Source organism: Stutzerimonas degradans (genome assembly GCF_024448505.1).
Classification (GTDB): Bacteria; Pseudomonadota; Gammaproteobacteria; order Pseudomonadales; family Pseudomonadaceae; genus Stutzerimonas; species Stutzerimonas degradans.
Genome location: NZ_JAMOHV010000002.1, coordinates 154,433 through 180,586, shown reverse-complemented (window position 1 = coordinate 180,586; position 26,154 = coordinate 154,433). Strand labels below are relative to the sequence as shown.

General features: G+C 68.4%; 28 protein-coding genes and 1 riboswitch. Of the genes, 21 read left to right on the top strand and 7 right to left on the bottom strand.

Annotation, left to right across the window (positions count from 1 at the left end; all coding sequences use genetic code 11):
- Window positions 1-28: 28 nt before the first annotated feature.
- The 7 genes from cydP (at window position 29) to NAV27_RS03595 (ending at window position 4,825) form a co-directional block, all read left to right on the top strand.
- Window positions 29-208, top strand: coding sequence for a cytochrome oxidase putative small subunit CydP (gene cydP / locus NAV27_RS03625; RefSeq protein WP_054093747.1), 180 nt, complete (start codon window positions 29-31; stop codon window positions 206-208).
- Window positions 205-1,788 (top strand): cytochrome ubiquinol oxidase subunit I, encoded by a 1,584-nt coding sequence (locus NAV27_RS03620; RefSeq protein ID WP_102827367.1) that lies wholly within the window; start codon window positions 205-207, stop codon window positions 1,786-1,788. Before cydP ends, NAV27_RS03620 begins: the two co-directional genes overlap by 4 nt.
- 10 nt (window positions 1,789-1,798) lie before the next feature.
- On the top strand, window positions 1,799-2,941 hold the full coding sequence (gene cydB / locus NAV27_RS03615; RefSeq protein WP_102827366.1) for a cytochrome d ubiquinol oxidase subunit II: 1,143 nt from the start codon (window positions 1,799-1,801) through the stop codon (window positions 2,939-2,941).
- A gap of 48 nt (window positions 2,942-2,989) precedes the next feature.
- Window positions 2,990-3,094, top strand: a complete 105-nt coding sequence (cydX, locus tag NAV27_RS03610; RefSeq protein WP_003292563.1) for a cytochrome bd-I oxidase subunit CydX — start codon at window positions 2,990-2,992, stop codon at window positions 3,092-3,094.
- The gene (locus NAV27_RS03605; RefSeq protein WP_008568189.1) at window positions 3,091-3,387 is read left to right on the top strand and encodes a cyd operon YbgE family protein; all 297 of its coding nucleotides are present in this window, start codon (window positions 3,091-3,093) and stop codon (window positions 3,385-3,387) included. The genes cydX and NAV27_RS03605 overlap by 4 nt, the downstream gene beginning before the upstream one ends.
- A gap of 222 nt (window positions 3,388-3,609) precedes the next feature.
- Window positions 3,610-4,227: a C40 family peptidase gene (locus NAV27_RS03600; protein WP_102827733.1), complete on the top strand. Its 618-nt coding sequence runs from the start codon at window positions 3,610-3,612 to the stop codon at window positions 4,225-4,227.
- 79 nt (window positions 4,228-4,306) lie between these two features.
- Entirely contained in the window at window positions 4,307-4,825 is a 519-nt protein-coding gene (locus tag NAV27_RS03595; protein ID WP_102827365.1) for a C40 family peptidase, read from the top strand.
- A 6-nt stretch (window positions 4,826-4,831) separates the two neighbouring features.
- Here NAV27_RS03595 and NAV27_RS03590 read toward each other — a convergent pair whose 3' ends face one another.
- Window positions 4,832-5,635, bottom strand: coding sequence for a metallophosphoesterase family protein (locus NAV27_RS03590; protein WP_102827364.1), 804 nt, complete (start codon window positions 5,633-5,635; stop codon window positions 4,832-4,834).
- A 152-nt stretch (window positions 5,636-5,787) separates the two neighbouring features.
- Window positions 5,788-6,001, top strand: a riboswitch (cobalamin riboswitch).
- Window positions 6,002-6,117: 116 nt separating this feature from the next.
- Here NAV27_RS03590 and btuB point away from each other — a divergent pair.
- From btuB to NAV27_RS03530, 12 genes are all read left to right on the top strand, one after another.
- Window positions 6,118-7,980, top strand: a complete 1,863-nt coding sequence (btuB, locus tag NAV27_RS03585) for a TonB-dependent vitamin B12 receptor (protein ID WP_102827363.1) — start codon at window positions 6,118-6,120, stop codon at window positions 7,978-7,980.
- Between the two features lie 23 nt (window positions 7,981-8,003).
- Window positions 8,004-8,579: a hypothetical protein gene (locus tag NAV27_RS03580; RefSeq protein ID WP_102827362.1), complete on the top strand. Its 576-nt coding sequence runs from the start codon at window positions 8,004-8,006 to the stop codon at window positions 8,577-8,579.
- A complete protein-coding gene (gene cobO / locus NAV27_RS03575) occupies window positions 8,579-9,181 on the top strand; it encodes a cob(I)yrinic acid a,c-diamide adenosyltransferase (protein ID WP_102827361.1) in 603 nt (200 codons plus the stop codon). The genes NAV27_RS03580 and cobO overlap by 1 nt, the downstream gene beginning before the upstream one ends.
- Before the next feature lie 139 nt (window positions 9,182-9,320).
- Window positions 9,321-10,613 (top strand): cobyrinic acid a,c-diamide synthase CobB, encoded by a 1,293-nt coding sequence (locus NAV27_RS03570; RefSeq protein WP_102827360.1) that lies wholly within the window; start codon window positions 9,321-9,323, stop codon window positions 10,611-10,613.
- Window positions 10,610-11,260 (top strand): 5,6-dimethylbenzimidazole synthase, encoded by a 651-nt coding sequence (gene bluB, locus NAV27_RS03565; protein ID WP_102827359.1) that lies wholly within the window; start codon window positions 10,610-10,612, stop codon window positions 11,258-11,260. The genes NAV27_RS03570 and bluB overlap by 4 nt, the downstream gene beginning before the upstream one ends.
- The gene (gene cbiB / locus NAV27_RS03560; RefSeq protein ID WP_102827358.1) at window positions 11,257-12,168 is read left to right on the top strand and encodes an adenosylcobinamide-phosphate synthase CbiB; all 912 of its coding nucleotides are present in this window, start codon (window positions 11,257-11,259) and stop codon (window positions 12,166-12,168) included. Before bluB ends, cbiB begins: the two co-directional genes overlap by 4 nt.
- Window positions 12,161-13,144: a threonine-phosphate decarboxylase CobD gene (gene cobD / locus NAV27_RS03555; protein ID WP_102827357.1), complete on the top strand. Its 984-nt coding sequence runs from the start codon at window positions 12,161-12,163 to the stop codon at window positions 13,142-13,144. The genes cbiB and cobD overlap by 8 nt, the downstream gene beginning before the upstream one ends.
- Window positions 13,141-14,613 carry a cobyric acid synthase gene (locus tag NAV27_RS03550; protein WP_102827356.1) on the top strand — a complete coding sequence of 491 codons (1,473 nt, stop codon included), beginning with the start codon at window positions 13,141-13,143 and terminating at the stop codon, window positions 14,611-14,613. The genes cobD and NAV27_RS03550 overlap by 4 nt, the downstream gene beginning before the upstream one ends.
- Window positions 14,601-15,119, top strand: coding sequence for a bifunctional adenosylcobinamide kinase/adenosylcobinamide-phosphate guanylyltransferase (gene cobU / locus NAV27_RS03545; protein WP_102827355.1), 519 nt, complete (start codon window positions 14,601-14,603; stop codon window positions 15,117-15,119). Before NAV27_RS03550 ends, cobU begins: the two co-directional genes overlap by 13 nt.
- Complete coding sequence (cobT, locus tag NAV27_RS03540; protein ID WP_102827354.1) at window positions 15,119-16,168, top strand: nicotinate-nucleotide--dimethylbenzimidazole phosphoribosyltransferase; 1,050 nt, start codon at window positions 15,119-15,121, stop codon at window positions 16,166-16,168. Before cobU ends, cobT begins: the two co-directional genes overlap by 1 nt.
- Window positions 16,165-16,743 carry an alpha-ribazole phosphatase family protein gene (cobC, locus tag NAV27_RS03535; RefSeq protein ID WP_102827353.1) on the top strand — a complete coding sequence of 193 codons (579 nt, stop codon included), beginning with the start codon at window positions 16,165-16,167 and terminating at the stop codon, window positions 16,741-16,743. The genes cobT and cobC overlap by 4 nt, the downstream gene beginning before the upstream one ends.
- 17 nt (window positions 16,744-16,760) lie before the next feature.
- Window positions 16,761-17,492, top strand: coding sequence for an adenosylcobinamide-GDP ribazoletransferase (locus NAV27_RS03530; protein ID WP_102827352.1), 732 nt, complete (start codon window positions 16,761-16,763; stop codon window positions 17,490-17,492).
- Here NAV27_RS03530 and NAV27_RS03525 read toward each other — a convergent pair.
- Window positions 17,489-18,421: a LysR family transcriptional regulator gene (locus NAV27_RS03525; protein WP_102827351.1), complete on the bottom strand. Its 933-nt coding sequence runs from the start codon at window positions 18,419-18,421 to the stop codon at window positions 17,489-17,491. The genes NAV27_RS03530 and NAV27_RS03525 overlap by 4 nt on opposite strands.
- A gap of 134 nt (window positions 18,422-18,555) precedes the next feature.
- Here NAV27_RS03525 and NAV27_RS03520 point away from each other — a divergent pair, with 134 nt between their 5' ends.
- The gene (locus NAV27_RS03520; protein ID WP_102827350.1) at window positions 18,556-18,951 is read left to right on the top strand and encodes a RidA family protein; all 396 of its coding nucleotides are present in this window, start codon (window positions 18,556-18,558) and stop codon (window positions 18,949-18,951) included.
- Between the two features lie 6 nt (window positions 18,952-18,957).
- On the opposite strand, the gene modC is transcribed toward NAV27_RS03520, so the two are convergent.
- The 5 genes from modC to NAV27_RS03495 all read right to left on the bottom strand — a co-directional run bounded on the left by modC (window position 18,958) and on the right by NAV27_RS03495 (window position 23,728).
- The gene (gene modC / locus NAV27_RS03515; RefSeq protein WP_054093762.1) at window positions 18,958-20,046 is read right to left on the bottom strand and encodes a molybdenum ABC transporter ATP-binding protein; all 1,089 of its coding nucleotides are present in this window, start codon (window positions 20,044-20,046) and stop codon (window positions 18,958-18,960) included.
- On the bottom strand, window positions 20,043-20,723 hold the full coding sequence (gene modB / locus NAV27_RS03510) for a molybdate ABC transporter permease subunit (RefSeq protein WP_043296026.1): 681 nt from the start codon (window positions 20,721-20,723) through the stop codon (window positions 20,043-20,045). Before modB ends, modC begins: the two co-directional genes overlap by 4 nt.
- A 4-nt stretch (window positions 20,724-20,727) precedes the next feature.
- A complete protein-coding gene (modA, locus tag NAV27_RS03505) occupies window positions 20,728-21,480 on the bottom strand; it encodes a molybdate ABC transporter substrate-binding protein (protein WP_102827349.1) in 753 nt (250 codons plus the stop codon).
- Between the two features lie 11 nt (window positions 21,481-21,491).
- Window positions 21,492-22,271, bottom strand: a complete 780-nt coding sequence (locus NAV27_RS03500; protein WP_180981379.1) for a TOBE domain-containing protein — start codon at window positions 22,269-22,271, stop codon at window positions 21,492-21,494.
- Window positions 22,272-22,501: 230 nt separating this feature from the next.
- Window positions 22,502-23,728 carry an MFS transporter gene (locus NAV27_RS03495; RefSeq protein WP_037019835.1) on the bottom strand — a complete coding sequence of 409 codons (1,227 nt, stop codon included), beginning with the start codon at window positions 23,726-23,728 and terminating at the stop codon, window positions 22,502-22,504.
- A 376-nt stretch (window positions 23,729-24,104) separates the two neighbouring features.
- On the opposite strand from NAV27_RS03495, the gene NAV27_RS03490 reads away from it, so the two are divergent.
- On the top strand, window positions 24,105-26,126 hold the full coding sequence (locus NAV27_RS03490; protein WP_102827347.1) for a methyl-accepting chemotaxis protein: 2,022 nt from the start codon (window positions 24,105-24,107) through the stop codon (window positions 26,124-26,126).
- Window positions 26,127-26,154: the final 28 nt, after the last annotated feature.

The window sequence follows — 26,154 nt, the reverse complement described above, 5'->3', positions numbered from 1 at the left end:
CAGTCGGTGCATAAGCAGGGAGGAACGCATGTTCAAGTCATCGCTCAAGCGAGACATCGTGCTGGTGCTGCTGGTCAAGGTCGCGATCCTCATAAGCATAAAAAACATCTGGTTCGATGCTCCCAGCATTCCCGAGAACGGTTCGGCGCGGGTCGCCGAGCATTTGCTTGATACGCGGGATGCCAATCCCGAGGGAGGGCCGAGATGATCTCGGAAAGCGTTGTAGATCTGTCACGCCTGCAATTCGCCATGACGGCGATGTATCACTTTCTCTTCGTGCCGTTGACCCTGGGGCTGGCGTTCCTGCTGGCCATCATGGAATCGGTCTATGTCATGACCGGCAAGCAGGTCTATCAGGACATGGTCAAGTTCTGGGGCAAGCTGTTCGGCATCAACTTCGCCCTGGGCGTCACCACCGGGCTGACCATGGAGTTTCAGTTCGGCACCAACTGGGCCTACTACAGCCATTACGTCGGTGACATCTTCGGCGCGCCGCTGGCGATAGAAGGGCTGATGGCGTTCTTCCTCGAATCGACCTTCATTGGCCTGTTCTTCTTCGGCTGGGATCGGCTCACCAAGGTGCAGCACCTCGCCGTGACCTGGCTGGTGGCGCTGGGCTCGAACCTCTCGGCGCTGTGGATTCTGATCGCCAACGGCTGGATGCAGAACCCGGTCGGCTCGGAATTCAATTTCGAGACCATGCGCATGGAACTGGTGGACTTCGGCGCGCTGCTGTTCAATCCGGTGGCGCAGGTCAAGTTCGTCCATACCGTGTCGGCCGGCTACGTCACCGGGGCGATCTTTGTGCTGGCGATCTCCTCCTTCTATCTGCTGAAGAAGCGTGACCTCGGCTTCGCCCGCCGCTCGTTCGCCATCGCCGCGGTATTCGGCCTGGCGTCGACGATCTCGGTGATCATCCTCGGCGATGAATCCGGCTACGAGATCGGCGATGTGCAGAAGACCAAGCTCGCGGCCATCGAGGCCGAATGGGAAACCCATCCGGCGCCGGCGGGCTTCACCCTCTTCGGCCTGCCGGACCAGGAGGCGCAGCGCACCGACTACGCGGTGAAGATTCCCTACGTGCTGGGGCTGATCGCCACCCGCTCGGTGGACGAGCAGGTCAAGGGCATCAAGGACCTGATCGCCGAGCATGAACTGCGCATCCGCAACGGCATGCTCGCCTACGCGCGGCTGCAGGTGCTGCGCGGCGGCGACACCTCGGAGCAGGCCAAGGCCGCCTTCGACGCGGTCAAGGACGATCTGGGCTACGGCCTGCTGCTGAAGAAGTACACGCCCGACGTGGTGGATGCCAGCGACGAGCAGATCAGGCTGGCCGCACTGGACACCATTCCCGATGTGTTCAGCCTGTTCTGGACGTTCCGCGTGATGGTCGCCTCGGGCTTCCTGATGCTGCTGCTGTTCGTCCTGGCAAGCTGGGCATCGATCAAGCGCAACGCCGAGCGCAAGCCGTGGCTGCTGAAATTCGCGCTGTTCAGCCTGCCGCTGCCGTGGATCGCGGCGCAGACCGGCTGGTACGTCGCCGAGCATGGCCGTCAGCCCTGGTCGATCGCCGAGGTGCTGCCGACCCACCTGTCCACCTCGACGCTGGCGGCGGGGGATATCTGGGGTTCGTTGATCGCGCTGGTAGCGTTCTACAGCCTGCTGCTGGTGGTGGAGATGTTCCTGATGATCCGCTTCGCGCGGCTCGGCCCGAGCAGCCTGCACACCGGCCGTTATCATTTCGAACAGGGCGCGGCCGCAGCGGCTCACGTCCCGTCGCACGCCTGAGGAAACCACCATGTTCGATTACGAAGTACTCAAGCTGGTCTGGTGGGTGCTGATCGGCGTGCTGCTGATCGGCTTCGCTCTCACCGATGGCTTCGATATGGGCGCCATGGCGCTGATGCCCTTCGTCGGCAAGACCGACCACGAGCGGCGCGCGGCGATCAACACCATCGCGCCGCACTGGGATGGCAACCAGGTGTGGTTCATCACCGCCGGCGGCGCGCTATTCGCCGCCTGGCCGATGGTCTATGCGGTGGCATTCTCCGGGTTGTACTGGGCGATGCTGCTGGTGCTGTTCGCACTGTTCTGCCGGCCGGTGGGCTTCGACTACCGCAGCAAGGTCGAAGATCCACGCTGGCGCAGTGCCTGGGACTGGGCGCTGTTCGTCGGCGGCGCGGTGCCGGCGCTGGTGTTCGGTGTGGCGTTCGGCAACCTGTTCCTCGGCCTGCCGTTCCAGCTCGACGAGCTGATGCGCTCCAGCTACCACGGCTCGTTCTTCGCGCTACTCAATCCCTTCGCGCTGCTGTGCGGCATCGTCAGTCTGAGCATGCTTTGCGCGCATGGCGGGGCCTGGCTGATGCTGCGCACCGATGGCGCGCTGGGCGAGCGTTCGCGCCAGGCGACGCGCCTGTGCGCGCTGGTGTTCCTGCTCGGCTTCGTCGCCGCCGGAGTTTGGCTGGCGCTGGGCATCCAGGGCTTCACCCAGGTGTCGATCACCGATCCCGGCGCGGCGCTCAATCCGCTGCTGCACAAGCAGGTGGCGCAGGACAATGCCGGCTGGCTGGGCAACTACGGTCGCTATCCGATCACGCTGATCGCGCCGCTGGCCGGCATCCTCGGGGCGCTGCTGGCGCTGTTCGGTGCGAGCCGCAACAGTGGCGGGCTGAGCTTCCTCGGCACCAGCCTGATGATCGTCGGAGCCATCTGCACCGGGGGCTTCGCGCTGTTTCCCTTCGTCTTTCCGTCGAGCCTGGATCCGGCATCGAGCCTGACCATGTGGGACGCCGTGTCGAGCCGCAAGACGCTGGGCATCATGTTTGTCGTGGCCTGCATCTTCGTGCCGCTGATCCTTTGCTACACGCTGTGGAGCTACATCCGCATGTGGGGCCGGATCAATCAGAAGACGATCGAAGCGAACCCTCACGGCCTATATTGAAAACGCGCGAGCGGGCCGTCGCGCCCGCTTCGCCTGGGAGAAATGACGATGTGGTACTTCACCTGGATTCTCGGTGTGTTGCTGGCGTGCAGCTTCGGCATCATCAATGCGCTCTGGCTGGAAGCCACGCAGGACCTGGATGCCGAGCCGTGACCAACGTGGGCGCCGGACGGCTCTACGGGACGGCCAGTCGCACGCTGTCGTTGCTGCTGGCCGCGCCGCTGGCGCTGGTGCTGTTGATTCATCCGGCCGCGATGCTGGACGGGCAGGGCGGTTATAGCCATCCGCAGCTGATGCTGGTGATGTGGGGCGTCAGCGCCGGGTTCGTGCATGGGGTCGGTTTCGTGCCGCGCTTGTGGCTGTGGCGCTGGCTGCTGGGGCCGCTAGTTGGTTGGCCGTTGCTGGCGCTGGGGTATTCCATTCTGCTGGCGCCCGCTCTGGGCTGAACGCGGATGCGGACGTGCAAGCGCTGCTGCCAGGCATTCGCGGCGCGTGCCACGGCGGAAAACGATGCGTTTTCCAGCGGCTGACGGCCGGCTTTTTGGCGAGGGGCGGTCAGACGTTTTGCCGCAGCGGATTCGTCACATTTCGGGCAATTGAATTTGCGCATCGAGGCGATTGAAGGCATAGTCGCCGGCACTTTCAATTTCCCCGACACGGTCGTGCCCATGCGCAAACGCTTCGCACCCCTCGTGCCTCTCGCACTCATCGCCCTGCTGACGGCCTGCGCCGGTCAGCAGACCCAGCCGGACACCGCCTACACTTCTGCCCCGAGCGGCCAGGTTTTCGATCAGGCTGCCATCGACTTCGACACCGTCGAACCGGGCGAGCAGGAATTTTCCGACGACACCGCCTACCAGCTGCCACAACTGGCCGACAGCATCCTCGAACGCGGTTTCACCCTGGTTGGCACGCCGTATCGTTACGGCGGCAACTCGGTGAAAACCGGCTTCGATTGCAGCGGCTTCGTCGGTTTCCTGTTCCGCAAGGAAGCCGGGCTCGAGCTGCCGCGTTCGACCCGCGAGCTGATCAACCTCGACGCGCCGGTGGTCAAGCGCAGCGAGCTGGAACCGGGCGACGTGGTGTTCTTCAACAACCGGGGCCGCGGCCGCGTCACCCACGCCGGCATCTACATCGGCGACGACCGCTTCATCCATTCCTCCAGCAGCCGCAGCGGCGGCGTGCGGGTCGACAGCCTGGACGACAAGTACTGGCGGGCCAGCTACATGGAGGCCAAGCGGGTATTGGCACTCGCGCCGGCGGAACACACCACCGCACATAACTGATCGACCGACCTTGCCGTGGGGTTGCGCAACGCCCCGCGTGCCGGCAGAGTGACACTTCGACCGCCAGGATCGCTCTGCCATGCCCTTTCCGGCTCGCCTCTCGCTGCTTGTCCTGACCGCGCTGCTGACTGCCTGCGCCGGTCGTGCGCCCACTCCCGAAATCACCGCGCCATCCGTGCAAGGCACCTCGCCGGTGGCCGAGGATGTGCTGTTCAGCGCACTCGGGCTGGTCGGTACGCCTTATCGCTACGGCGGCAACACACCCGATAGCGGCTTCGATTGCAGCGGCCTGATCGGCTACGTCTACCGTGGCGCGGCGGGCGTGGCGCTGCCGCGAACCACCGTGGAGATGAGCCGCATGCGCTCGGCCAATGTCGGGCGTGACGCGCTGCAGGCCGGCGATCTGCTGTTCTTCGCCACCGATGGCGGGCGCCGCGTCAGTCATGCCGCTATCTACGTCGGCGAAGGGCGCTTCGTTCATGCGCCGTCGTCTGGCGGCACGGTCCGCCTCGATAGCCTGGGCAACCGCTACTGGGCCAAGACCTATCTCGGTGCCAAGCGCGTCCTCGAGGAGGAGCGACTGGCGCGCAATCCGTGACGCGGCTTACCAGCCCAGGGTGAAGTGCGAAGCGGGTACGAAGCGCCCGTCGGAGAAATCCCAGCGTTCGACGCAGACCGCTTTCTCGGCTCCCGCCTGCAGCTTCAGCCGGTTCAGCGAGTTCGGCGAGGTGCCGCGCAGGCGTGTCGACAGCGTGGTGCCGGCCTGCACCATCCAGATTTCCCGGGCCAGGTCCGGATACTGCCGGGACAGCGGTAGCACGTAGGGCAGGTGGATGTGCCCGCCCATCACCAGATCCAGTCCGTGTTCGGCCCAGCATTGCAGCGCAGGTGCGGCGCCGTGCTGCAGGTTGCGCAGGTCGCTTTCCACCATCGCGCCGAACGGCTGATGCGCCACCACGATGCGCAGCTTGGCCGGGTCGCTGGCGGCCAGCCGTCGCGCCACGGCGTCCACCTGACGCGGGGTGACGCGACCGTCCTTGTGCCGCCGTGGATGAGTGGTGTTCAGCCCGATCACCAGCATCCGCTCGTCCTCGAGCACCGGTTCCAACTGCTCGCCGAAGTAGCGACGGTAATTGCCGTAGGGACTGAACAGGCGCGCCGCGAGGTTGTACAGCGGGATGTCGTGATTACCCGGGATCACCAGGCTGCGGCCCACGCCGTCGGCCTCCAGCCGCCGCACCATGGCCTGCGCCGCGGCGAACTGGGCGCGGCGTGCGCGCTGGGTGATGTCGCCGGAGAACACCAGCAGATCGGCGCGATGCTCGCGTACATGCTGTTCGAGGGCCTCGACCACCGCGGGCTGTTCGGTGCCGAAGTGGGTGTCGGAGATCTGCACGATGCTGGTCATGGGGCGCTGTCGTCGGTCCTGGCGAATGGAGGGCATTGTGGCATTCGAAGCCGTTCGCCGTCCGCCGTTCCAGGCCGATGCGGGCAATCTGCAAGCAGAGTTTGCTGCTGACTGCGACATGTTCGCGATTGCGTCCCTTCCGGCCTTGGACTAACCTGCGCTTCGCTTCAGGTGCCCCCTGACTTGGTCAGGAGGTGAAACAGGGAAGCCGGTCCAGTCGCAATGACGATTCCGGCGCTGCCCCCGCAACGGTAGGCGAGTCGAGAAACCGCAACGGCCACTGTGCTCACGCACGGGAAGGCGCGGTTTCGGGATGCCAGGCATCCGCTCGCAAGCCCGGAGACCGGCCTGTCGCATTTCACTGACAGTGCGGCGGGCGCTGAGCGGGTGCGTACCTTCCGGTGCCTCCTTCTGCGGGTTCTGCCGTCTGTCTCCAGCGACTTTTGGTCGTGCGGGTGGGCACGACGGAGAACCCTGATCCAATGCGCAACTCCCTTTCCCTAGCGGCCGTCCTGCTGGGCGTGCCTTCCGTTGCTCTGGCCCACGAGGGCGCCCTGTTGCTCGGCGAGCAGGTGATTACTGCCAGCCGGACCGGTGCCTCGCCGGTGGCTATCGCGGCCAGCAGCGTCATCACCCGCGAGCAGATCGAGCGCCAGCAGGCCGGCAGCGTGCCGGAGCTGCTGCAGCGCCTGGCCGGCGTCAGCGTCACCAGCAATGGTGGACGCGGCAAGAGCACCTCGGTGTCGATTCGTGGCACCAGCGACAAGCACGTGCTGGTGCTGATCGACGGTATCCGTGTCGGCTCGGCAACGTCCGGCAGCGCTGCGCTGCAGAGCATCCCGGTCGAGCAGATCGAGCGCATCGAGATCGTCCGCGGGCCGCGCTCCAGCCTGTACGGCTCGGAGGCGATGGGCGGGGTGATCCAGATTTTCACCCGCCGCGGCGGCGACGCCGGCGTCAAACCGTACTTCTCGGCGGGCGCCGGTTCGCGTTCGAGTTACAGCGGCTCGGCCGGGCTGTCTGGCGGTCAGGGCAACGGCTGGTTCAACCTCGGCGTGGCCAGCGAGTCCACCGATGGCATCAACGCCCGTGCCTGGCGCGCCAGCGCACCCGACGCCTACGAGCCGGACGCCGACGGCTACCGCGAGCTGTCCGCGCAGCTGCGCGCTGGCTATCGCTTCGCCAACGGCCTGGAGCTCGACGGCAGCTGGCTGCAGAGTGAGAACCACAGCGACTTCGACACCCGCTCGACGCGCGGCACCAGCGGCCGCGATGCCTACAGCGACGGCTCCCTGCAGGCACTCAGCGGCCGCGCGCGCTTTTCGCCGCTGACCTTCTGGGACGTCACCCTGCAGGCCGGGCACAGCGAGGACCTGAGCGACAACTTCCAGGATGGCGCTTTCTACTCGCGCTTCGATACCCGCCGCGACAGCCTGAGCTGGCAAAACGATTTCCATGTCGGCGAGGCGCAGGTGCTGAGCCTCGGCATGGACTACCAGCAGGACCGCATCGACAGCAGCGACGCCTACGCCGAGGACAGCCGCTACAACCGCGGCTACTTCGTCCAGTATCAGGCTGCCTTCGGCCGGCACGGCGTGCAGGCCGGCCTGCGCCGCGACAAGGACGAGTTCTTCGGCTCCCACGATACCGGCAGCCTCGGCTACAGCTTCGAGCTGAGCGAGGCGCTGACGCTCACCGCTGCCTACGGCACCGCCTACCGCGCGCCGACTTTCAACGATCTGTACTACCCGGCCAGCGCCTTTACCACCGGCAACCCGGACGTCAAGCCGGAGGAGTCGCAAAGCTACGAGCTGGGCATCCGCGGCAACCACGGCTGGGGCGAGTGGAGCGTCAACGCCTACGAAAACCAGATCGAGGACCTGATTGTCTGGGCCGGCACCAGTCCCATGCGCCCGGAGAACGTCGACGTGGCGCGCATCCGCGGCATCGAGACCAGCGTCGCCACGGTGCTGGCTGGCTGGGAGGTGGCCGCCAACCTGACCGTCATGGACCCGCAGGACCGCAGCAAGGCCAACCATGGTCACCTGCTGCAGCGCCGCGCCAAGCGCCAGTTCAACCTCGATGTCGATCGCCAGTTCGGCGCCATCGGCCTGGGCGCCTCGCTGTATGCGTCCAGCGAGCGCTTCGACAAGGCCAGCAACGCCGACGACACGCGCATGCCCGGCTACGCGCTGGTGGACCTGCGCAGCGAATACCGCGTCGACGACGCCTGGCGCCTGCAGTTCAAGCTGGCGAACCTGTTCGACCGCGACTACGAAACCACCCAGACCTACGAACAGCCCGGCCGCGCGGTGTACTTCACCGTCCGCTACCAGGCGATCTGAACCCCCCACCCGAGGAGCACCGCATGCACGTCCTTTCCACCCGCGCTCAACTGGCAATCGGCGTCGCGCTGATCCTGCTGCTGGCCATGACCCGCGGCCAGCACTTCGCCAGCGTCGAGAACCTGCCCAGCGCCAGCTGGTCGATCTTCTTCCTCGCCGGCTTCTACCTGCGCCCGCGCGCGATGTTCGCGCTGTTGTTCGCCGAAGCCTCCGTGCTGGACTTCGCCTCCCTGGCCAGCGGCACCATCAGCGACTGGTGCCTGTCGCCCGCCTACTGGGCGCTGGTGCCGGCCTACGGCAGCCTGTGGCTGGCCGGGCGGCTGTTCGCCGGCTGGCAGCGCGGCGACCTGCGCAGCCTCGCGCTGCTGGTGCCGACGCTGATGGTGGCGGCCTTCGTTGCCTACCTGCTCTCCGGCGGCGGTTTTTACTTCTTCTCCGGACGTTACCCCGAGCCGACGCTGGCCGGCTTCCTGCCGCGCATCGCCGAGTACGTGCCGCGGCATCTGGGCAACCTGGCGTTCTACGTCGGCACCGCGCTGGTGCTGCACGTCGGCATCGTCTCGGCGCTGCGCCTGAACCGCCTGCGGCAGGTGCACTGATGGACGCGCGTGACGAGCGGCACCGCGCGCGCATGCAGCGCAAGAAGGCGCTGGTGGACGAGAAGATCGCCCAGGCGCAGGACGAATACGGCCTGCTGCTGGTGCACAGCGGTAACGGCAAGGGCAAGAGCAGCTCGGCCTTCGGCATGGTCGCCCGCGCGCTCGGCCACGGCATGCAGGTCGGCATCGTGCAGTTCATCAAGGGCGCGGCCAGCACCGGCGAGGAGGCGTTCTTCCGCCGCTTTCCCGACGAGGTGCGCTACCACGTGATGGGTGAGGGCTTCACCTGGGAAACCCAGGACCGCCAGCGCGACATCGCCAAGGCGCAGCAAGCCTGGGCCGTGGCCCGCGAGCTGCTCGACGACGAACGCATCGGCCTGGTGGTGCTCGATGAGCTGAACATCGCGTTGAAGTACGGCTATCTGGAGCTGGACCGCGTGCTCGCCGACATTGCCGCGCGGCCGCTGCTGCAGCACGTCGTGGTGACCGGTCGCGGCGCGCTGCCGGGGATGATCGAAGCCGCCGACACGGTGACCGAGATGAACCTGGTCAAGCACGCGTTCAAGGCCGGCGTGAAGGCGCAGAAGGGCGTGGAGTTCTGATGCCGGCGTTCAAGACCTTCACGGAGCGCGTTTGCGGTGGATGGGTGAAGCGTCATCCACCCTACGTCAGGCCTCGGAACTGTAGGGTGGATGTCGCTCTTTACAGCCACCGTGACTCAACCCGCCCCGTGAGGCTGCGATGAATAGCAGAAATTGTCCGGCGCTGCTGATCGCCGCGCCGGCCTCCGGTCAGGGCAAGACCACCGTCACCGCCGCCCTGGCGCGCCTGCACGCGCAGGCCGGGCGGCGCGTGCGGGTGTTCAAGTGCGGGCCGGATTTTCTCGACCCGATGATCCTCGCGCGCGCCAGCGGCCAGCCGGTGTATCAGCTCGATCTGTGGATGGTCGGCGAGGAGCAGTCGCGGCGCCTGCTGTGGGAGGCCGCGGGCGAGGCCGACCTGATCCTCATCGAAGGGGTGATGGGGCTGTTCGACGGCGCACCCTCGGCCGCCGACCTGGCGCGGCGCTTCGGCGTGCCGGTGCTGGCGGTGATCGACGGCTCGGCGATGGCGCAGACCTTCGGCGCGCTGGCGCACGGGCTGGCGAGCTTCCAGGCGGACCTGCCGTTCGCCGGCGTGCTGGCCAACCGTGTCGGCAGTGCGCGGCACGGCGAAATCCTGCGCGACAGTCTGCCGGCGCCGTTGCGCTGGTATGGCGCGCTGCCGCGCAGCTCCGAGGTGGAGCTGCCGAGCCGCCATCTGGGGCTGGTTCAGGCCGAGGAACTGGCGGATCTGGATGCGCGCCTGGACGCCGCCGCCGAGGCGCTGGCGCAGAGTGCGGATACCGAACTGCCGCCAGCGGTGACGTTTGCCGCGCCGCAGGTCGCGCCCGTCGAGCCGCTGCTGGCCGGCGTGCGCATCGGCGTGGCGCGCGATGCCGCCTTCGCCTTTCTCTACCAGGCCAACCTCGACCTGTTGCGTGCGCTGGGCGCCGTGCTGCTGTTCTTCTCGCCGCTGCGCTTCACCCGCCTGCCGGCCGTCGACAGCCTCTATCTGCCGGGCGGCTATCCGGAACTGCACCTGCGTGGCCTCTCGCGCAACCGGCCGATGGCCGAGGCGATCCGCGCGCACCACGCGGCCGGCAAGCCGATCCTCGCCGAGTGCGGCGGCATGCTCTACCTGCTCGACGGACTGACCGACACCGCCGGCGTGCGCGAGCCGATGCTCGGCCTGCTGCCGGGCGAGGCACGGATGCGCCCGCGCCTGACCGCCCTGGCGCTGCAGGAAGTGGCCCTGCCGGAAGGCCGTCTGCGCGGCCACACCTTCCATCATTCGGAGCTGGAGTCGCCGCTCGAACCGCTGGCCCGCGGCGAGTGCCCGAACTACCGGCGGACCGCCGAAGCCGTCTACCGACAGGGGCGGCTGACGGCCTCCTACATCCACTTCCACATGCCGTCCGATCCCGTGGCGGCCGCGGCCCTGTTGCGACCATGAACGAACACGCCTTCACCGACGAACAACGCGCCGGCGTCTACCGCGCCATCGCCGAGCGCCGCGACATGCGCCATTTCAGCGGCGGCGAGGTGGCGCCCGAATTGCTGGCCAAGCTGCTGCAGGCCGCGCACCGTGCGCCCAGCGTCGGCCTGATGCAACCCTGGCGCTTCGTGCGCATCACCTCGACCGAGCTGCGCGTACGCATCGCGGCGCTGGTCGAGGCCGAGCGCCAGTGCACCGCCGAGGCGCTGGGCGAGCGTTCCGCCGAGTTCCTGCGGCTCAAGGTCGAGGGCATCCATGACTGCGCCGAGCTGCTGGTCGCGGCGCTGATGGACGGGCGCGAGACGCATGTGTTCGGTCGGCGCACCCTGCCGGAGATGGACCTCGCCTCGCTGGCCTGCGCGATCCAGAACCTCTGGCTTGCCGCGCGCGCCGAGGGGCTGGGTCTGGGCTGGGTCTCGCTGTTCGATCCGCAGGCGCTGGCCGAGCTGCTCGGCATGCCGGCCGGCGCCAAGCCGATGGCGATTCTCTGCCTCGGGCCGGTGCACGCCTTCTATCCAGCGCCGATGCTGGAGCTGGAGGGCTGGACCCAGGGCCGGCCGCTGGCCGAGCTGCTCTATCAGGACCGCTGGGGCGAGCAGCCATGAGCCTGGCGCTGAGCTGCCTAGCCGGCGTCGTGCTCGATGCGCTGCTTGGCGAGCCCAAGCGGGCGCACCCGCTGGTGGCCTTCGGCCGTCTGGCCGATGCGCTGGAGCGACGCTTCAACGGCCCCGAAGGACGCGGCTGGCGCAGCCACGGCGTGACCGCCTGGTGCCTGGCGGTGCTGCCGCTGACGGCACTGGCCTGGCTGCTCGCGCGATTGCCGGGCGTCGGCTGGCTGGTGGAGGTTGTCCTGCTCTACCTTGCACTCGGTCTGCGCAGCCTCGGCGCCCATGCGCTGCCGGTGGCACGTGCGCTGTGGCGCAACGACCTGCGGGAGGCGCGGCGCTGCGTCGGGCACATCGTCAGCCGTGACACCACCGCGCTGGATGTGCCCGGTGTGTCCCGCGCGGCCACCGAGTCGGTGCTGGAAAACGGCAGCGATGCGGTATTCGCCGCGCTATTCTGGTTCGCCGTCGCCGGCGCGCCGGGCGTGGTGCTCTATCGGCTGAGCAACACGCTGGATGCCATGTGGGGCTATCGCACCGCGCGCTTCGAGCGCTTCGGCTGGGCGGCGGCGCGGATCGACGATGGCCTCAACTACCTGCCGGCGCGCCTCACCGCGCTGACCTATGCGCTGCTCGGCCGGACCCGTCGTGCGCTGCACTGTTGGCGCACCCAGGCGCCGCGATGGGACAGCCCCAACGCCGGGCCGGTGATGGCTGCCGGTGCTGGCGCGCTGGGCGTGGAGCTGGGCGGACCGGCGTTCTATCACGGCGAGCGCCACGAACGCCCCGTGCTGGGCCAGGGCAGGGCACCGGGCGCGCGCGATATCGAGCGTGCGCTGGATCTGGTCTGGGCCGGCGTCGGCGTCTGGCTGCTGGCGCTGCTGCTTGGAGCCTGGCTGCATGCTTGAGCACGGCGGACGCCTGCGCGCGGCGGCGCGCCAGTACGGCATCGCGCCCGCCGACTGGCTGGACCTTTCCACCGGCGTGGCGCCCTACACGCCGACCCTGCCGGACATTCCCGTCAGCGCCTGGGCGCGCCTGCCGGAAGCCGACGACGACCTGCCAGCCGTGGCGCGGGACTACTACGGCAGCGCCGACCTGCTGCCGGTGGCCGGTTCGCAGGCGGCGATCCAGGCCTTGCCGCGTCTGCGGCGGCGGGCGCGGGTCGGTGTCGTTGCCCCCTGTTACGCCGAACACGCCGCCGCCTGGCAGCGCGAAGGCCATGCGCTGATGGAGCTGAGCGAAGCCGGCGTGCCGCGTGCGCTGGAGCAGCTCGACGTGCTGGTGGTGATCAATCCGAACAACCCCAGCGGCCGGCTGTTCGACGCGGCGCAGCTGCTGCACTGGCACGCCAGCCTGGCGGCGCGGGGCGGCTGGCTGGTGGTCGACGAGGCGTTCATGGACTGCACGCCGCAGCACAGCCTGGCCGGATATGCCGGGCGCAGCGGGCTGATCGTGCTGCGTTCGGTCGGCAAGTTCTTCGGCCTGGCCGGCGCGAGGCTGGGCTTCGTGCTGGCCGAGCGCGCGCTGCTGGAGGCCCTCGACGAGCTGCTCGGGCCCTGGTCGGTCGGCGGCCCGACGCGCCTGCTTGGCAGCGCGCTGCTCGCCGATGGCGACGCCCAGCAACGCCAGCGTCAGCGCCTGCAGGCCGATGGCCAGCGACTTGCCAGGCTGCTGGCCCAGCACACGCTGGCGCCGCTGGGCGGCTGCGCGCTGTTCCAGTGGTGCGTCGATCCGCGGGCGGCCTGGCTGCACGAGCAACTGGCGCGCCGCGGCATTCTGGTCCGTCTGTTCGCCCAGCCGGAGAGCCTGCGCTTCGGCCTGCCGCCCGATGAAGCGGGCTGGCAACGTCTTGAGTTCGCCTTGAGGAAGATTTCTCCATGACCACCTTGATGGTGCAGGGCACCACGTCCGATGCCGGCAAAAGCACCCTGGTGACCGCGCTGTGCCGCTGGCTGGCCCGCCAGGGCGTCGCGGTGGCGCCGTTCAAGCCGCAGAACATGGCACTCAACAGCGCGGTCACCGCCGACGGCGGCGAGATCGGCCGTGCCCAGGCAGTGCAGGCGCAGGCCGCCAACCTTGCGCCGCACAGCGACATGAATCCGGTGCTGCTCAAGCCCAACAGCGACATCGGCGCCCAGGTGATCATCCACGGCCGCGCGTTCGCCAGCATGGACGCCGCCGCCTATCACGACTACAAGCGCGTCGCCATGCAGGCGGTACTCGACTCGCATCGGCGCTTGTCCGCGGCCTATCGCGTGGTGATGGTCGAAGGCGCCGGCTCGCCCGCCGAGATCAACCTGCGCGCTGGCGACATCGCCAACATGGGCTTCGCCGAGGCGGTGGACTGCCCGGTGATTCTCATCGCCGACATCGACCGCGGCGGGGTGTTCGCCCATCTGGTCGGCACCCTGGAGCTGTTGTCGGCTTCCGAGCAGGCGCGGGTGCGGGGCTTCGTCATCAATCGTTTTCGCGGCGATATGGCCCTGCTGCAACCGGGGCTCGACTGGCTGGAGCAGCGCACCGGCAAGCCGGTGCTGGGCGTGCTGCCGTACCTGACCGACTTCCATCTGGAGGCCGAGGATGCCATCGACACGCGCCAAACCGACAAGGCCGCGACGACGCTGACAGTGGTGGTGCCGGTGCTGCCGCGCATCAGCAACCACACCGATTTCGACCCGCTGCGCCTGCACCCGCAGGTCGATCTGCAATTCGTGGGTCCCGGCCAGCCGATTCCGCCGGCAGACCTGCTGATCCTCCCTGGCTCGAAAAGCGTGCGCGCCGATCTCGCGTTCCTGCGTGCCCACGGCTGGGAGACGGCGATCCGTCGCCACCTGCGTTATGGCGGCCGGCTGCTGGGTATCTGCGGCGGGCTGCAGATGCTCGGCAGGCGTATCGCCGATCCGCTCGGCCTGGAAGGTGCGCCGGGCGAATGCGCCGGGCTGGGCCTGCTCGACTTCACCACCGTGCTCGCTGCCGAAAAGCAGCTGCGCAACGTGCAGGGCCGGCTGGCGCTGGAGGGCGAGGCCGTCAGCGGCTACGAGATTCATGCCGGCGTCAGCACGGGGCCGGCGCTCGAGCGCGCCGCGGTCGAGCTGGACGATGGCCGCCACGATGGTGCGCTGAGCGCCGACGGGCAGGTGCTCGGCACCTACCTGCACGGCCTGTTCGAGGGCCCGGCCGCCTGCGCCGCGCTGCTGCGCTGGGCCGGTCTGGGCACGGTGGACACGGTAGATTACCTCGCACTGCGTGAGCGCGAGATCGAGCGTCTGGCCGATCTGGTCGAGGCGCATCTGGACACCGCACGGCTGCGCGAACTCTGCGGGCTGGGAGGCCGGACATGCTCGAACTGATTCTCGGTGGCGCGCGCTCCGGCAAGAGCCGTCTGGCCGAGCGGCTGGCTGCCGACAGCGATCTGGCGGTGACCTACATCGCCACCAGCCAGGCGCTGGACGGCGAGATGGCCGCGCGCATCGTCCACCATCGTCAGCGCCGCCCGGCGCACTGGGCGCTGGTCGAGGAGCCGCTGCAGCTGGCCCGGGTGTTGCGCGAGCAGGCCGGCGCACAGCGCTGCCTGCTGGTCGACTGCCTGACCCTGTGGCTGACCAATCTGCTGATGCTGGAGGACCCGGCGCGCCTCGCCGCGGAGCGTGATGCGTTCCTCGAATGCCTGGGCGAACTGCCGGGGCGGGTCATCCTGGTCAGCAACGAAACCGGGCTTGGCGTGGTGCCACTGGGCGAGCTGACCCGGCGTTATGTGGACGAAGCCGGCTGGCTGCACCAGGCCGTGGCCGAACGGGCGGAGCGGGTGACCTTCATGGTCGCCGGCTTGCCGATGATTCTCAAAGGAGCGCAGTGATGGATGAGTGGTGGAAGGAAGCATGCCAGCCGCTGGACGCGGTGATGCGCGAGCGCGCGCTGGCGCGACAGGATCAGCTGACCAAACCGCGTGGTGCGCTCGGCCGGCTGGAGGCGCTGGCGGTGCAGCTGGCGGCGCTGCAGGGGTGTGAGCGGCCGCAGGTCGAACGCGTGCATGTCAGCGTGTTCGCCGGTGACCACGGTGTGGTCGAGGAGGGCGTTTCGGCCTTTCCGCAGGCGGTGACCGGGCAGATGCTGCGCAACTTCGTCGGTGGCGGCGCGGCACTGGCGGTGCTGGCGCGGCGGCTGGGTTCGGCGCTGGAGGTGATCGACCTGGGCACCGTCGAGCCACTGCACCTGGCCGGTGTCAGCCATCTGCGTCTGGGGCCGGGCACCGCCAACTTCACCCGCGAGGCGGCGATGAGCGACCAGCAGCTGCAGCAGGCGCTCGGCGCCGGCCGCGACACGGCGCGGCGCGCGGCAGCCGGCGCGGCGCAGCTGTTCATCGGCGGCGAGATGGGCATCGGCAACACCACCTGTGCCAGCGCGCTGGCCGCAGCGCTGCTGCCGCATTCGCCGCTGACCCTGGTCGGGCCGGGCACCGGGCTGGATGGCGACGGCGTGCGGCGCAAGCTCGCCGCGGTGCAGACGGCGCTGCGACTGCACGCCGATCACTGCGCCGGACCGCTGGAAACGCTGCGCCGGCTCGGCGGCTTCGAAGTGGCGGCGCTGGCGGGCGCCTACCTGGGCTGCGCGCAGCAGGGCATCCCCGTGCTGGTGGACGGTTTCATCTGCAGTGCCGCGGCACTCTGCGCGGTGCGGCTGAACCCGACGTGCCGGCCGTGGCTGCTGTTCGCCCATCGCTCCGCCGAGCCGGGCCATCTGGCGGTGCTGCAGGCGCTCGAAGCCGAACCGTTGCTGGACCTCGGCCTGCGTCTGGGCGAGGGCAGCGGTGCGGCGCTGGCGGTGCCGCTGCTGCAGCAGGCCTGCGCGCTGCACAACGAGATGGCCACCTTCGCCGAGGCGGCGGTGGCGGAAGGGGCCGTGTGAGCCTGCGCATCGATCTGCTGCGCCACGGCGAGACCGAGCGCGGCGGCGGCTTTCGCGGCAGCCTCGACGACGCGCTGACGGCGCGCGGCTGGCAGCAGATGCACGCCGCGCTGCATGACGCGGGCCCGTGGGATGCCCTGATCAGCTCGCCGCTGCAACGCTGCGCCGCGTTTGCCGGCCAGCTCGCCGCGCAGCGTGCACTGCCGCTACGGCTGGAGCCGGACCTGCGCGAGCTGCATTTCGGCGACTGGGAAGGCCGCAGCGCCGCCGAGCTGATGCAGACCGATGCCGAGGCGCTGGGGCGCTTCTGGGCCGATCCCTTCAGGTTCACGCCGCCGGCGGGCGAGCCGCTGGTGGACTTCCGGCGCCGTGTGTTCGCCGCCGTGGCGCGATTGCAACGCGAGTATGCGGGGCAACGGCTGCTGCTGATCGGCCATGCCGGTGTGATGCGCTTGCTGCTGGCACGGGCGCGCGGCCTGCCGTGCGAGCGTCTGCTCGACGTCAGCGTGGCGCATGGCGAACTGCTGCCGCTGAGCCTGCCGTGGCCGATGGACAGCGCCTGGCCCAACCCCTGAACCTGCCTGGAATGCCCATGCTGCCGTTGCTCATCGCCGTGCAATTTCTCACCAGCCTGCCGATCCGCCTGCCGGTCATGCCGACCGCGCAGCAGCAGGGGCGCTCGCTGCTGCACTACCCGAGCGTGGGCCTGCTGCTCGGCGCATTGCTGTGGCTGGCCGCGCTGCTGCTGGGCGGTACACCGCCGGTGCTGCAGGCCGCCCTCGTGCTGACGCTGTGGGTCGCGCTGAGCGGCGCGCTGCACCTCGACGGTCTGGCCGACAGTGCCGACGCCTGGCTCGGCGGTTTCGGCGACCGCGAACGCACCCTGGCAATCATGAAGGATCCGCGCAGCGGCCCGGTGGCCGTGGTGGTGCTGGTGCTGTTGCTGTTGCTGAAGTTCGTCGCGCTGCTGGTGCTGTTGCAGGCGCAGCAGCTCGTGGCGCTGCTGCTGGCGCCGCTGCTCGGGCGCACGGCGCTGCTGGCGCTGTTCCTCTCGACGGCCTATGTGCGGCCGAACGGTCTCGGCCACGCACTGGCGACGAACCTGCCGCGCGAGCGCGCGCGCGGCGTGCTGGCGGTGGTGGTCATGGGTTGTCTGCCGCTCGGCGTCGACGGGCTGCTCGCGCTGGGCTGCGCCGCGGTGACCTTCCTGCTGGCGCGCCGCGCCATCCGTCGTCGTCTGGGCGGCACCACGGGCGACACCGCCGGCGCGCTGCTGGAACTGGTGGAATGTGCCGTGCTGCTGGGGCTGGCGCTGCAGGTCTAGCCTCGTTCTGGTGCCCGCTCGATCACCGGCGCATGTTGCGCCATAAGCGCGACGATCCAGTCGATGAACACCCGCAGCTTCGCGCTGACGTGCCGGTTCGGCGCAAAGGCCAGGTACAGCGGCATCGGCTCGAGTTGCCAGTCCTCGAACAGGCGCACCAGCTCACCGTTCGCCAGGTGCTCGGCGGCCATGTAGTCGGGCAGCCAGAACACGCCCATTCCGGCCAGTCCGGCAGCGAGGTAGGCGTTGCCGTCATCCACTGCGAGCACGTAGCGGCCCTGCACCTGGACCCGCTCGTCCTGGCGCTGCATGGCATACGGCGTGGGCTTGCCGGTGCGCGCCCAGAGAAAACCGACGATCCGGTGGTGGGTGTTTTCCAGTTCGCCGGGGTGCGTTGGCGTGCCGGCGCGCTGCAGATAGCCAGGCGCGGCATACACGGCCAGGCGCAGGTCGCCGACGTGGCGGGCGATCAGCGATTGATCGCTCAGCTCGCCGCCGCGCACCACGCAATCGACGTTTTCGTCGATCAGGTCGACCCGCCGGTCGCTGACGCCCATGTCCAGCTGGATGTCCGGATAACGTGCGTGGAAGCCCGGCAGCGCCGGGATCAGGATCAGGCGTGCCAGCGGGCTGGGCACGTCCACACGCAGGCGTCCCCTGGGTACGGTGGCTGCGCCGGACAGGCTGGTCTCGACATCATCCAGCTCGGCCAGCAGACGCACCACGCGCTCGTAGTAGGCGGCGCCGTCGGCGGTGACGTTGACCTTGCGTGTGGTGCGGTTGAGCAGGCGGACCCGCAGCCGCGCCTCCAGCTGTTGAATCATCTGGGTGACGCTGGTCTTGCCGATCTGCAGCGTTTCGGCCGCCTTGGTGAAGCTGCCGGTTTCCACCACGCGAGCGAAAGCCTGCATTGCATCGAAACGGTCCATCTGCGCTCCGCTGATTGTTTGGTTTTCACGAACAGTCTTGGTGGGGCTGGCGAGTTTATCCAGCCAGGCGGCCGCCCTACAGTGGCTATGCATTCATCGACGGGTCGGCAGCGACCCCACAAAAGGAGAGAAGCATGGCCCGTGACGTTGTTTTTCCGCCGGCGCGCCAGGCCCTGTACGAGCGCAACCGCTATTCCCCGGCGATCCGCGCCAATGGCTTGCTGTTCGTTTCCGGGCAGGTCGGCAGTCGCGAGGACGGTTCGCCGGAGCCGGAGCTGGAGGCACAGGTCCGACGCGCGTTCGACAACCTGAACGCGATTCTCGACGCCGCAGGCTGCACCTTCGCGGATGTGGTCGACGTGACGGTGTTCATGGTCGATCCGCCGGCGATCTTCGAGCGGGTCTGGCAGATCGTGGCGCAGTATTGGGGCGCGGCGCCGCATCCGACGCTGACGGCCGTCGGGGTGACCTGGCTCTACGGTTTCCAGTTCGAGATCAAGGTCATCGCCCAACTGCCCGAGGCGGCCTGAGGGGACTCAGCCCAGCAGCGCCACCGTTTTGATCTGCGCCCACAGCGCCTTGCCGGGAACCACGCCGAGCTGGTCCGCCGAGCGCCGGGTGATGCGTGCCAGCAACGGCGTGCCGCCGGCATCCAGGCGCACCAGCACGTGCGCCGGGGTGTCGGCCACCGCCAGCGCCTCGACCCGGGCCGGCAGCAGGTTGCTGATGCTGCTGCCTTCGGCACGCTCCAGCGCCAGGCTGACGTCGCGCGCGTGCACGCGAAAACGCAGGCGCTGGCCGATGGCCTGCGGGCGTTGCGAAACCAGCACCTCGCCGCCCGGAAATACCAGCCGGGTCAGGTGATAGGCGGGGTCGTGTCCGGCGATCTCACCTTCGACCACCACGCCGGCGTCGTCGCTGAAGGCGGTCGGCAGGTCGAGCCGTGCCAGCGTCTCGCGCAGCTCGCCCTGGACAATGGCCCGGCCCTGGTCGAGCAGCACCAGATGATCGGCCAGCCGAGCCACCTCGTCCGGTGAGTGGCTGACGTAGAGCACCGGAATGTCCAGCTCGTCGTGCAGGCGTTCGAGATAGGGCAGGATTTCGTGCTTGCGCTTGAGGTCGAGCGCCGCCAGCGGTTCGTCCATCAGCAGCAGGCGCGGGCTGGTGAGCAGCGCGCGGGCCATGCCGACGCGCTGACGCTCGCCGCCGGACAGCCGCGCGGGCATGCGCTCGAGCAGATGGCCGATGCCCAGCAGGTCCACTGCCTGATCCCAGGCCACGCGACGTTCCTCCGCCGCCACGCGCTTCATGCCGAACTCCAGGTTGCGCCGCACCGAGAGGTGCGTGAACAGGTTGGCGTCCTGGAACACGTAGCCGATGGCGCGCCGGTGCGGCGGCACGAACAGCCCGCGGGCGCTGTCCTGCCAGCATGCGCCGTTGATCTCCAATTGTCCGCTGGCGCCGCGTTCCAGCCCGGCCACACAGCGCAGCAGCGTGGTCTTGCCCGAGCCGGAGTGGCCGAACAGCGCCGTGACGCCGCGCCCGGGCAGCGCCAGGTCGACGTCCAGGCGGAAGTCGGCGTAGTCCACGCGCAGGCGGGCGCGAATTGCCTGGACGCCGCTCATCCGCGCCACCCCTGACGCTGGCGGCTGCCATACAGCGCCAGCAGCACGAGAAAGGAGAACAGCAGCATGCCACCGGCCAGCCAGTGGGCCTGGGCGTACTCCATCGCCTCGACGTGATCGTAGATCTGCACCGAAACCACGCGGGTCTTCTCGGGAATGTTGCCGCCGATCATCAACACCACGCCGAACTCGCCGACGGTATGGGCGAAGCCGAGGATGCTGGCGGTGACGAAGCCCGGCCGCGCCAGCGGCAGCACCACGCTGAAGAAGCTGTCCCACGGGCTGGCGCGCAGCGTCGCGGCGGCTTCCAGCGGTGCATCGCCGATGGCCTCGAAGGCGTTCTGCAACGGCTGCACGACGAAGGGCATCGAATACAGCACCGAGCCGACCACCAGGCCGGCAAAGCTGAACGGCAGCAAACCCAGGCCCAGGCTCTGGGTGAGCTGGCCGAGCAGCCCGTTCGGCCCCATCGCCACCAACAGGTAGAAGCCCAGCACGGTCGGCGGCAGCACCAGCGGCAGCGCCACCACCGCGCCAATCGGCCCGCGCCACCTGGAATGCGTGCGCGCCAGCCACCACGCCAGCGGGGTGCCGAGCAGCAACAGCAGCACGGTGGTGGTGCTGGCCAGCTTGACGGTCAGCCAGATCGCCGCGAGGTCGACGCTGTCGAGCATCATTGGTTTATGGCACCTCGTAGCCGTAGGCGCGGATCAGCGCGACGGCGCTGGCGCTCCGGAGGTAATCGAGCAGCGCGCGTGCCGCCGGATTGTGCTCGCCACGTTGCAGCAGCAGGGCGTCCTGGCGGATCGGCTGGTGCTGGTCGGCGGGCACTCGCCAGGCCGAACCGCGGGCGATGCGCCCGTCCTCGACCACCTGCGAGAGCGCGATGAAGCCCAGCTCGGCGTTACCGCTGGCGACGAACTGGTGCGTCTGGGCAATGTTCTCGCCCTGCACGAAGCGCGGTTGCAGGCGCTCGCGCAGGCCCAGCTTCTCCAGCGTCTGCAGCGCTGCGGCGCCGTAGGGTGCGGTCTTGGGGTTGGCCAGCGCCAGGTGACGGAAGTCGCCGTCGGCGAGCACGCGGCCCTGCGGATCGACATAGCCCTCGCGCGCCGACCACAGCACCAGGCTGCCGATGGCATAGGTGAAGCGGCTGCCCGCCACGCCCTGGCCTTCGTCTTCGAGCCGCTGCGGGGTCTGCTCGTCGGCCGCCAGCAGCACGTCGAACGGCGCGCCATTGTTGATCTGCGCGTAGAACTTGCCGGTGGCGCCGAAGGCCAGCACGGCGCGGTGACCGGTGTCGCGAGCGAAGGCCTCGGCGATCTTCTGCATCGGCGCGGTGAAGTTGGCGGCTACCGCCACCTGCACCTCGTCGGCGCTGGCGGTGAAGGACAGGCAGAGCAGCAGGGCGCTGCATAGATGGCGCATGGGGCGCATGTCGACTCCTTTCAATCGATGGCGATGATGACGTGGGAGGCCTTGATCAGCGCGGTGCATGGCTGGCCGACCGCCAGGCCCAGCTCCTCGACGCTTTCATTGGTGATCACCGCGCCGAGGGTGCGCTCGCCGGGCAGCAGCAGCTTGATCTCGCTGTTCACCGCGCCGGGCAGCAGCGCGCTGATGGTGCCGGTCAGGCGGTTGCGTGCGCTGATCTGCACCTGCGGATCGGGCGAGAGCAGCACGAAGCTGGCCTTGATCAGCGCGATGGCGGTCTTGCCGACTTCGAGCTGCAGCTCGTCGATGCTGTCGTTGGTCAGCGTGGCGGTGATGGTCTGGCCGGCGCCGATGTCCAGGCTCAGGCTGCCGTTGACGGCGCCCTTGCTGACGGCGGTGATGCGGCCGCGAAACTGGTTGCGTGCGCTGGTCTTCATGGCGATGGCCCTCAGCAATCGGTCGATGTCGTCGAAACCCTCGACGCCCTGGGCGACCTGGGCGAGGAAGCGCTCGTACTCGGCCTGCATGCGCCGCCAGACGTGCAGCATCTCGCGGCCGAAGTCGGTCAGCTGCGTGCCGCCACCCTGGGCACCGCCGGCGGCGCGTATCACCAGCGGCCGTTCGGACAGGTTGTTCATCGCATCCACCGCATCCCAGGCGGCCTTGTAGCTCAGCTTGATCGCCTTGGCGGCGCGGGTAATGGAGCCGGTGGCATCGATCTGCTCCAGCAGGTCGATGCGCTTGCCGCCCAGGTAGCCCTTGTCGCCACGGTTGAACCAGAGTTGGCCGTCCACGCGCAGAGGAAGGTGTGCCGCGCCCGTTGTTTGTTCCGCCGAGCCGGCTGGCAACCTGCTCGAATCCGTGTCACCTGAAGAACGGCTCATGAGCGATCCGCTGCTGCTGTGAAAGGTGGCATTCTGGAGCGCGCTATATCGTTTTGTATATAGCGCTGCGGAGGTATTCCCGTCAGCCGGTGCTGCCCGATGCTAGCGCCGGGGAACGTCGCCGAGTGGCCGCATCGAGCTTAGTTGCAGCACTGCGAGCGCGGTTCGCCGCAGTCCGGCGCGTTCGCTTGCAGTTGCCACGCCCAGGCGAATACCAGCAGCCCGCCGACGGCCGTCGCGGCGCCGATGTAGCCAGTAGAGGTCCAGCCGAAACCGGCGCTGATCGCCAGGCCGCCGAGCCAGGGGCCGAGGGCATTGGCGATGTTGAAGGCGGCGTGGTTGGACGCCGCGGCAAGCGTCTGGGCATCCGCGGCGACGTCCATCAGATGGGTCTGCAAGGCCGGTGACAGCGAGACCATGGTTCCCACCGCGAATACCGCCGGAAAGATCGTCCATGTCGAATGCGCCGCGAGCGGGAATACCAGCAGCACCAGCGCGCTCCACAGCAACAGCCAGGCGACGGCCTGAAAGCGCAGGCGGTCGAACAGCCAGCCGCCGACCACGTTGCCGATGATGCCGCCAAGGCCGAACGCAGCGAGGGCGAAGGGAATCCAGCCGGCATTGACGCGGGTGACTTCCAGCAGCGTCGGCGCCATGTAACTGAACACGCAGAACATGCCGGCGAAACCGATCGAGCTGATCGCCAGGGCCAGCCAGACCTGCGGCCGATGGAACGCGCGGATCTCGTGCAGCGGGCTGTTGCGCGGCTCGTCGTGATTGAGTGGCAGGAACAGCGCCACCAGCAGCACGGTGAGCAACGCGATGGCGCCGACCAGGGCGAAGGCATAGCGCCAGCTCAGCCATTGGCCGAGCCAGGTGGCGATCGGGTTGCCGATCAGGATCGCCACCGTCAGGCCCATCAGCACCCGAGCCACGGCCTGGGCGCGCTTGTCCGGCGCGACCATCGAGGCAGCTACCAGCATCGCCACACCGAAGTAGGCGCCGTGAGGCAGGCCGGTGACGAAGCGGAAGGCCATCAGCGTGTGATAGTCCGGCGCCAGGGCGCTGGCGAAGTTCCCCAGGGCGAAGAAGCCCATCAGCAGCAACAGCAGGTGGCGGCGGAACAGTCGCGAACCGAGGATCGCTAGCAGCGGCGCACCGACCACTACGCCGAGCGCGTAGGTGCTGATCACATGGCCGACCTGTGGTTCGCTGATGGCCAGGCCGCGGGCGACCTCGGGCATCAGGCCCATGATGGCGAACTCACCGGTGCCGATGGCGAAACCACCCATGGCCAGCGCCAGTTCGATCAGCAGGACGGCGCGTGCGGAAAGGGCTGGCATCGTTGCGGTGGCTTGCGCCGTCATGGTCACCTCGAGGAATGGGAAGGGGGCCGGCATTATTCACCGGCTGGCGTGGCGGTAAAGCCTGATTGCGGTGCCTGCCGCCGGCTCAGGCTGAATGGATTGCAGGGGCGCACAGGAGTTCGGCGCAATCGGGCGAAAACGCTGGATCGTCGCATTCCAGCGGTGCTGGCAGTGCATTTTCTGATCTATCGGACAGGCGGTATGGCGGATTGCCATACTGTGAACTGCATCCTTGATTCCGGTCAGGGAGACTGTCTGGTCACGTCCGTATTTTGGCGCCTGAAACTGGATGTTCTGCAGTTGCCGGTGACTCACATAGCCCCCAGGGCTCGAGCGGCTTCGTGCAGCGCCTGCGACCCCTTCAGGACACGCCCCCATGAAAACGCTCTTCCTGCCCGCCGAAGCCTTGATGAACCGGCTCAGCTATCCGATCAAGTTCGGCCTGCTCGGGCTGCTGGTCACCGCCGTCTTTGCCAGCCTGATGCTGAGCCTGGCCGGCCAGCTCAACCGCACCATCGAGCGCTCGGAGAACGAGCTGGTCGCCTCTTCGCTGTCGCGACCGATGGCCAAACTGGTGGAACTGGTGCAGCAGCACCGCGGCATGTCGTCGATGCTGCTGGGTGGAAACAGTGCGCTGGCGACGCGCCGCAGCGAGCGCGAGACGGATATCGAGGCGGCGCGGGCGCTGCTCGAACGCACGCTGGCCGAGGATAAACGCGCACTGCGCCAGTGGCAGGAGATCGGCCAGGCCTGGGGCGAGATTCGTCGTGACGGCCTGAGCTGGCCGCAGAGCCGCAACTTTCAGGCGCACACCGCGCTGATCGGCAAGCTGCTGAGCTTCCAGACGCAGCTGGCCGATGCCTATGGCCTGACCTTCGATCCCGAGGCGGAAACCTTCTACCTGATGTCCGCCGCGCTGAATCACATGCCCAGCCTGATCGAGCGCATCGGCCAGCTGCGTGGCAGCGGCGCGGCCGCACTGGCGCAGGGCAACGTCGACGATCAGCGGCGCACCGCGCTGATCGTGCTGAGCGAGCAGATCAAGAGCGCCACCGGCAACATGCGCGACAGCCTGGACAAGGTCGTCGCGCTGCGCCCGGAACTGCGTACGCGCCTCACCGAGGCGGTGACGGCGATGGACGAGCGCGGGCAGAACATCGAGCGCGTCATGCATGCGCTGGTCTTCGAGGGCGATTTCACCAGCACCACCTCGGTGCAGTTCTTCGACATGGCTACCGAGGCCATCGGCATCGGCTACAGCCAGATGCACGACGTGCTGCTGCCGACCCTCGACCAGCTGCTGCACCAGCGCATCGCCGATGCCCGCCAGGTGCTGTACCTGAACCTCGCCGTGCTGGCCGGAGTGCTTGCGGTGATCGGCTACCTGTCGGTCGGCGCCTACCTGTCGGTGATGACCAGCATCCGCAGCCTGCGCGAAGGCAGCGAGAAGCTCGCCGCCGGCGACCTCACCACGCATATCCAGCTGGCGGCGAGTGACGAGCTGCGCTACGTGGCCGGCAGCTTCAACGACATGGCCGATGCCATGCGCCGTCTGATCGGCAACATCAAGGACAACTCCGACCATGTCGCCGATTCGGCGCGCAGTCTGGTCGCGGCATCTGGGCAGATTCACGTCGCCTCGCAGTGCCAGAGCGATGCCGCGGCGAGCATGGCGGCGGCGGTCGAGCAGATGACTGTGGGGATCGAGAGCATCGCGCGCAACGCCGGCGATGCCGATGCGCTGGCGCACCGTTCCGGCGAGCTGTCGCGCCAGGGCGGCGAGATCGTTGCGGCGGTGGTCGAGGAAATCAGCCAGATCGCGGTGTCGGTGGGCGATTCGGCGCGCACCGTCGCCGAGCTGGGCGAGCGCTCCGGGCAGATCTCGGCAATCGTCGGGGTGATCGGCGATATCGCCGCGCAGACCAACCTGCTGGCGCTGAATGCGGCGATTGAAGCCGCACGCGCCGGCGAGCAGGGCCGCGGCTTCGCGGTGGTCGCCGACGAGGTGCGCAAGCTGGCCGAGCGCACCGCCCAGTCGACCAAGGAAATCTCGCAGATGGTCGCCGCCATCCAGCAGGGCACCGAGGGCGCCGTGCAGGGCATGGAGCAGGGCGTGGTGCGCGTCAACGAAGGCGTTGCCCGTGCGCAGCGCGCCGGCGAGGCGATGGGCGGCATTCGCGAGGCGGCCAATCAGGTGCTCGACACCGTGGCGGAAATCTCCCATGCGCTGCGCGAGCAGAGCGCCGCTTCCGCGGAGATCGCCCAGCAGGTCAGCACCATCGCACGCATGGCCGAGGAAAACGGCGAGGCGGTCGGCAGCAACCATCACACCGCCAGCCGCCTGAGCGACCTGGCCGGGACGCTGCTGGACAACGTCAGTCGCTTCAAGGCGAGTTGACTACGCGACGCCGCCGGCTTTGCCGAGC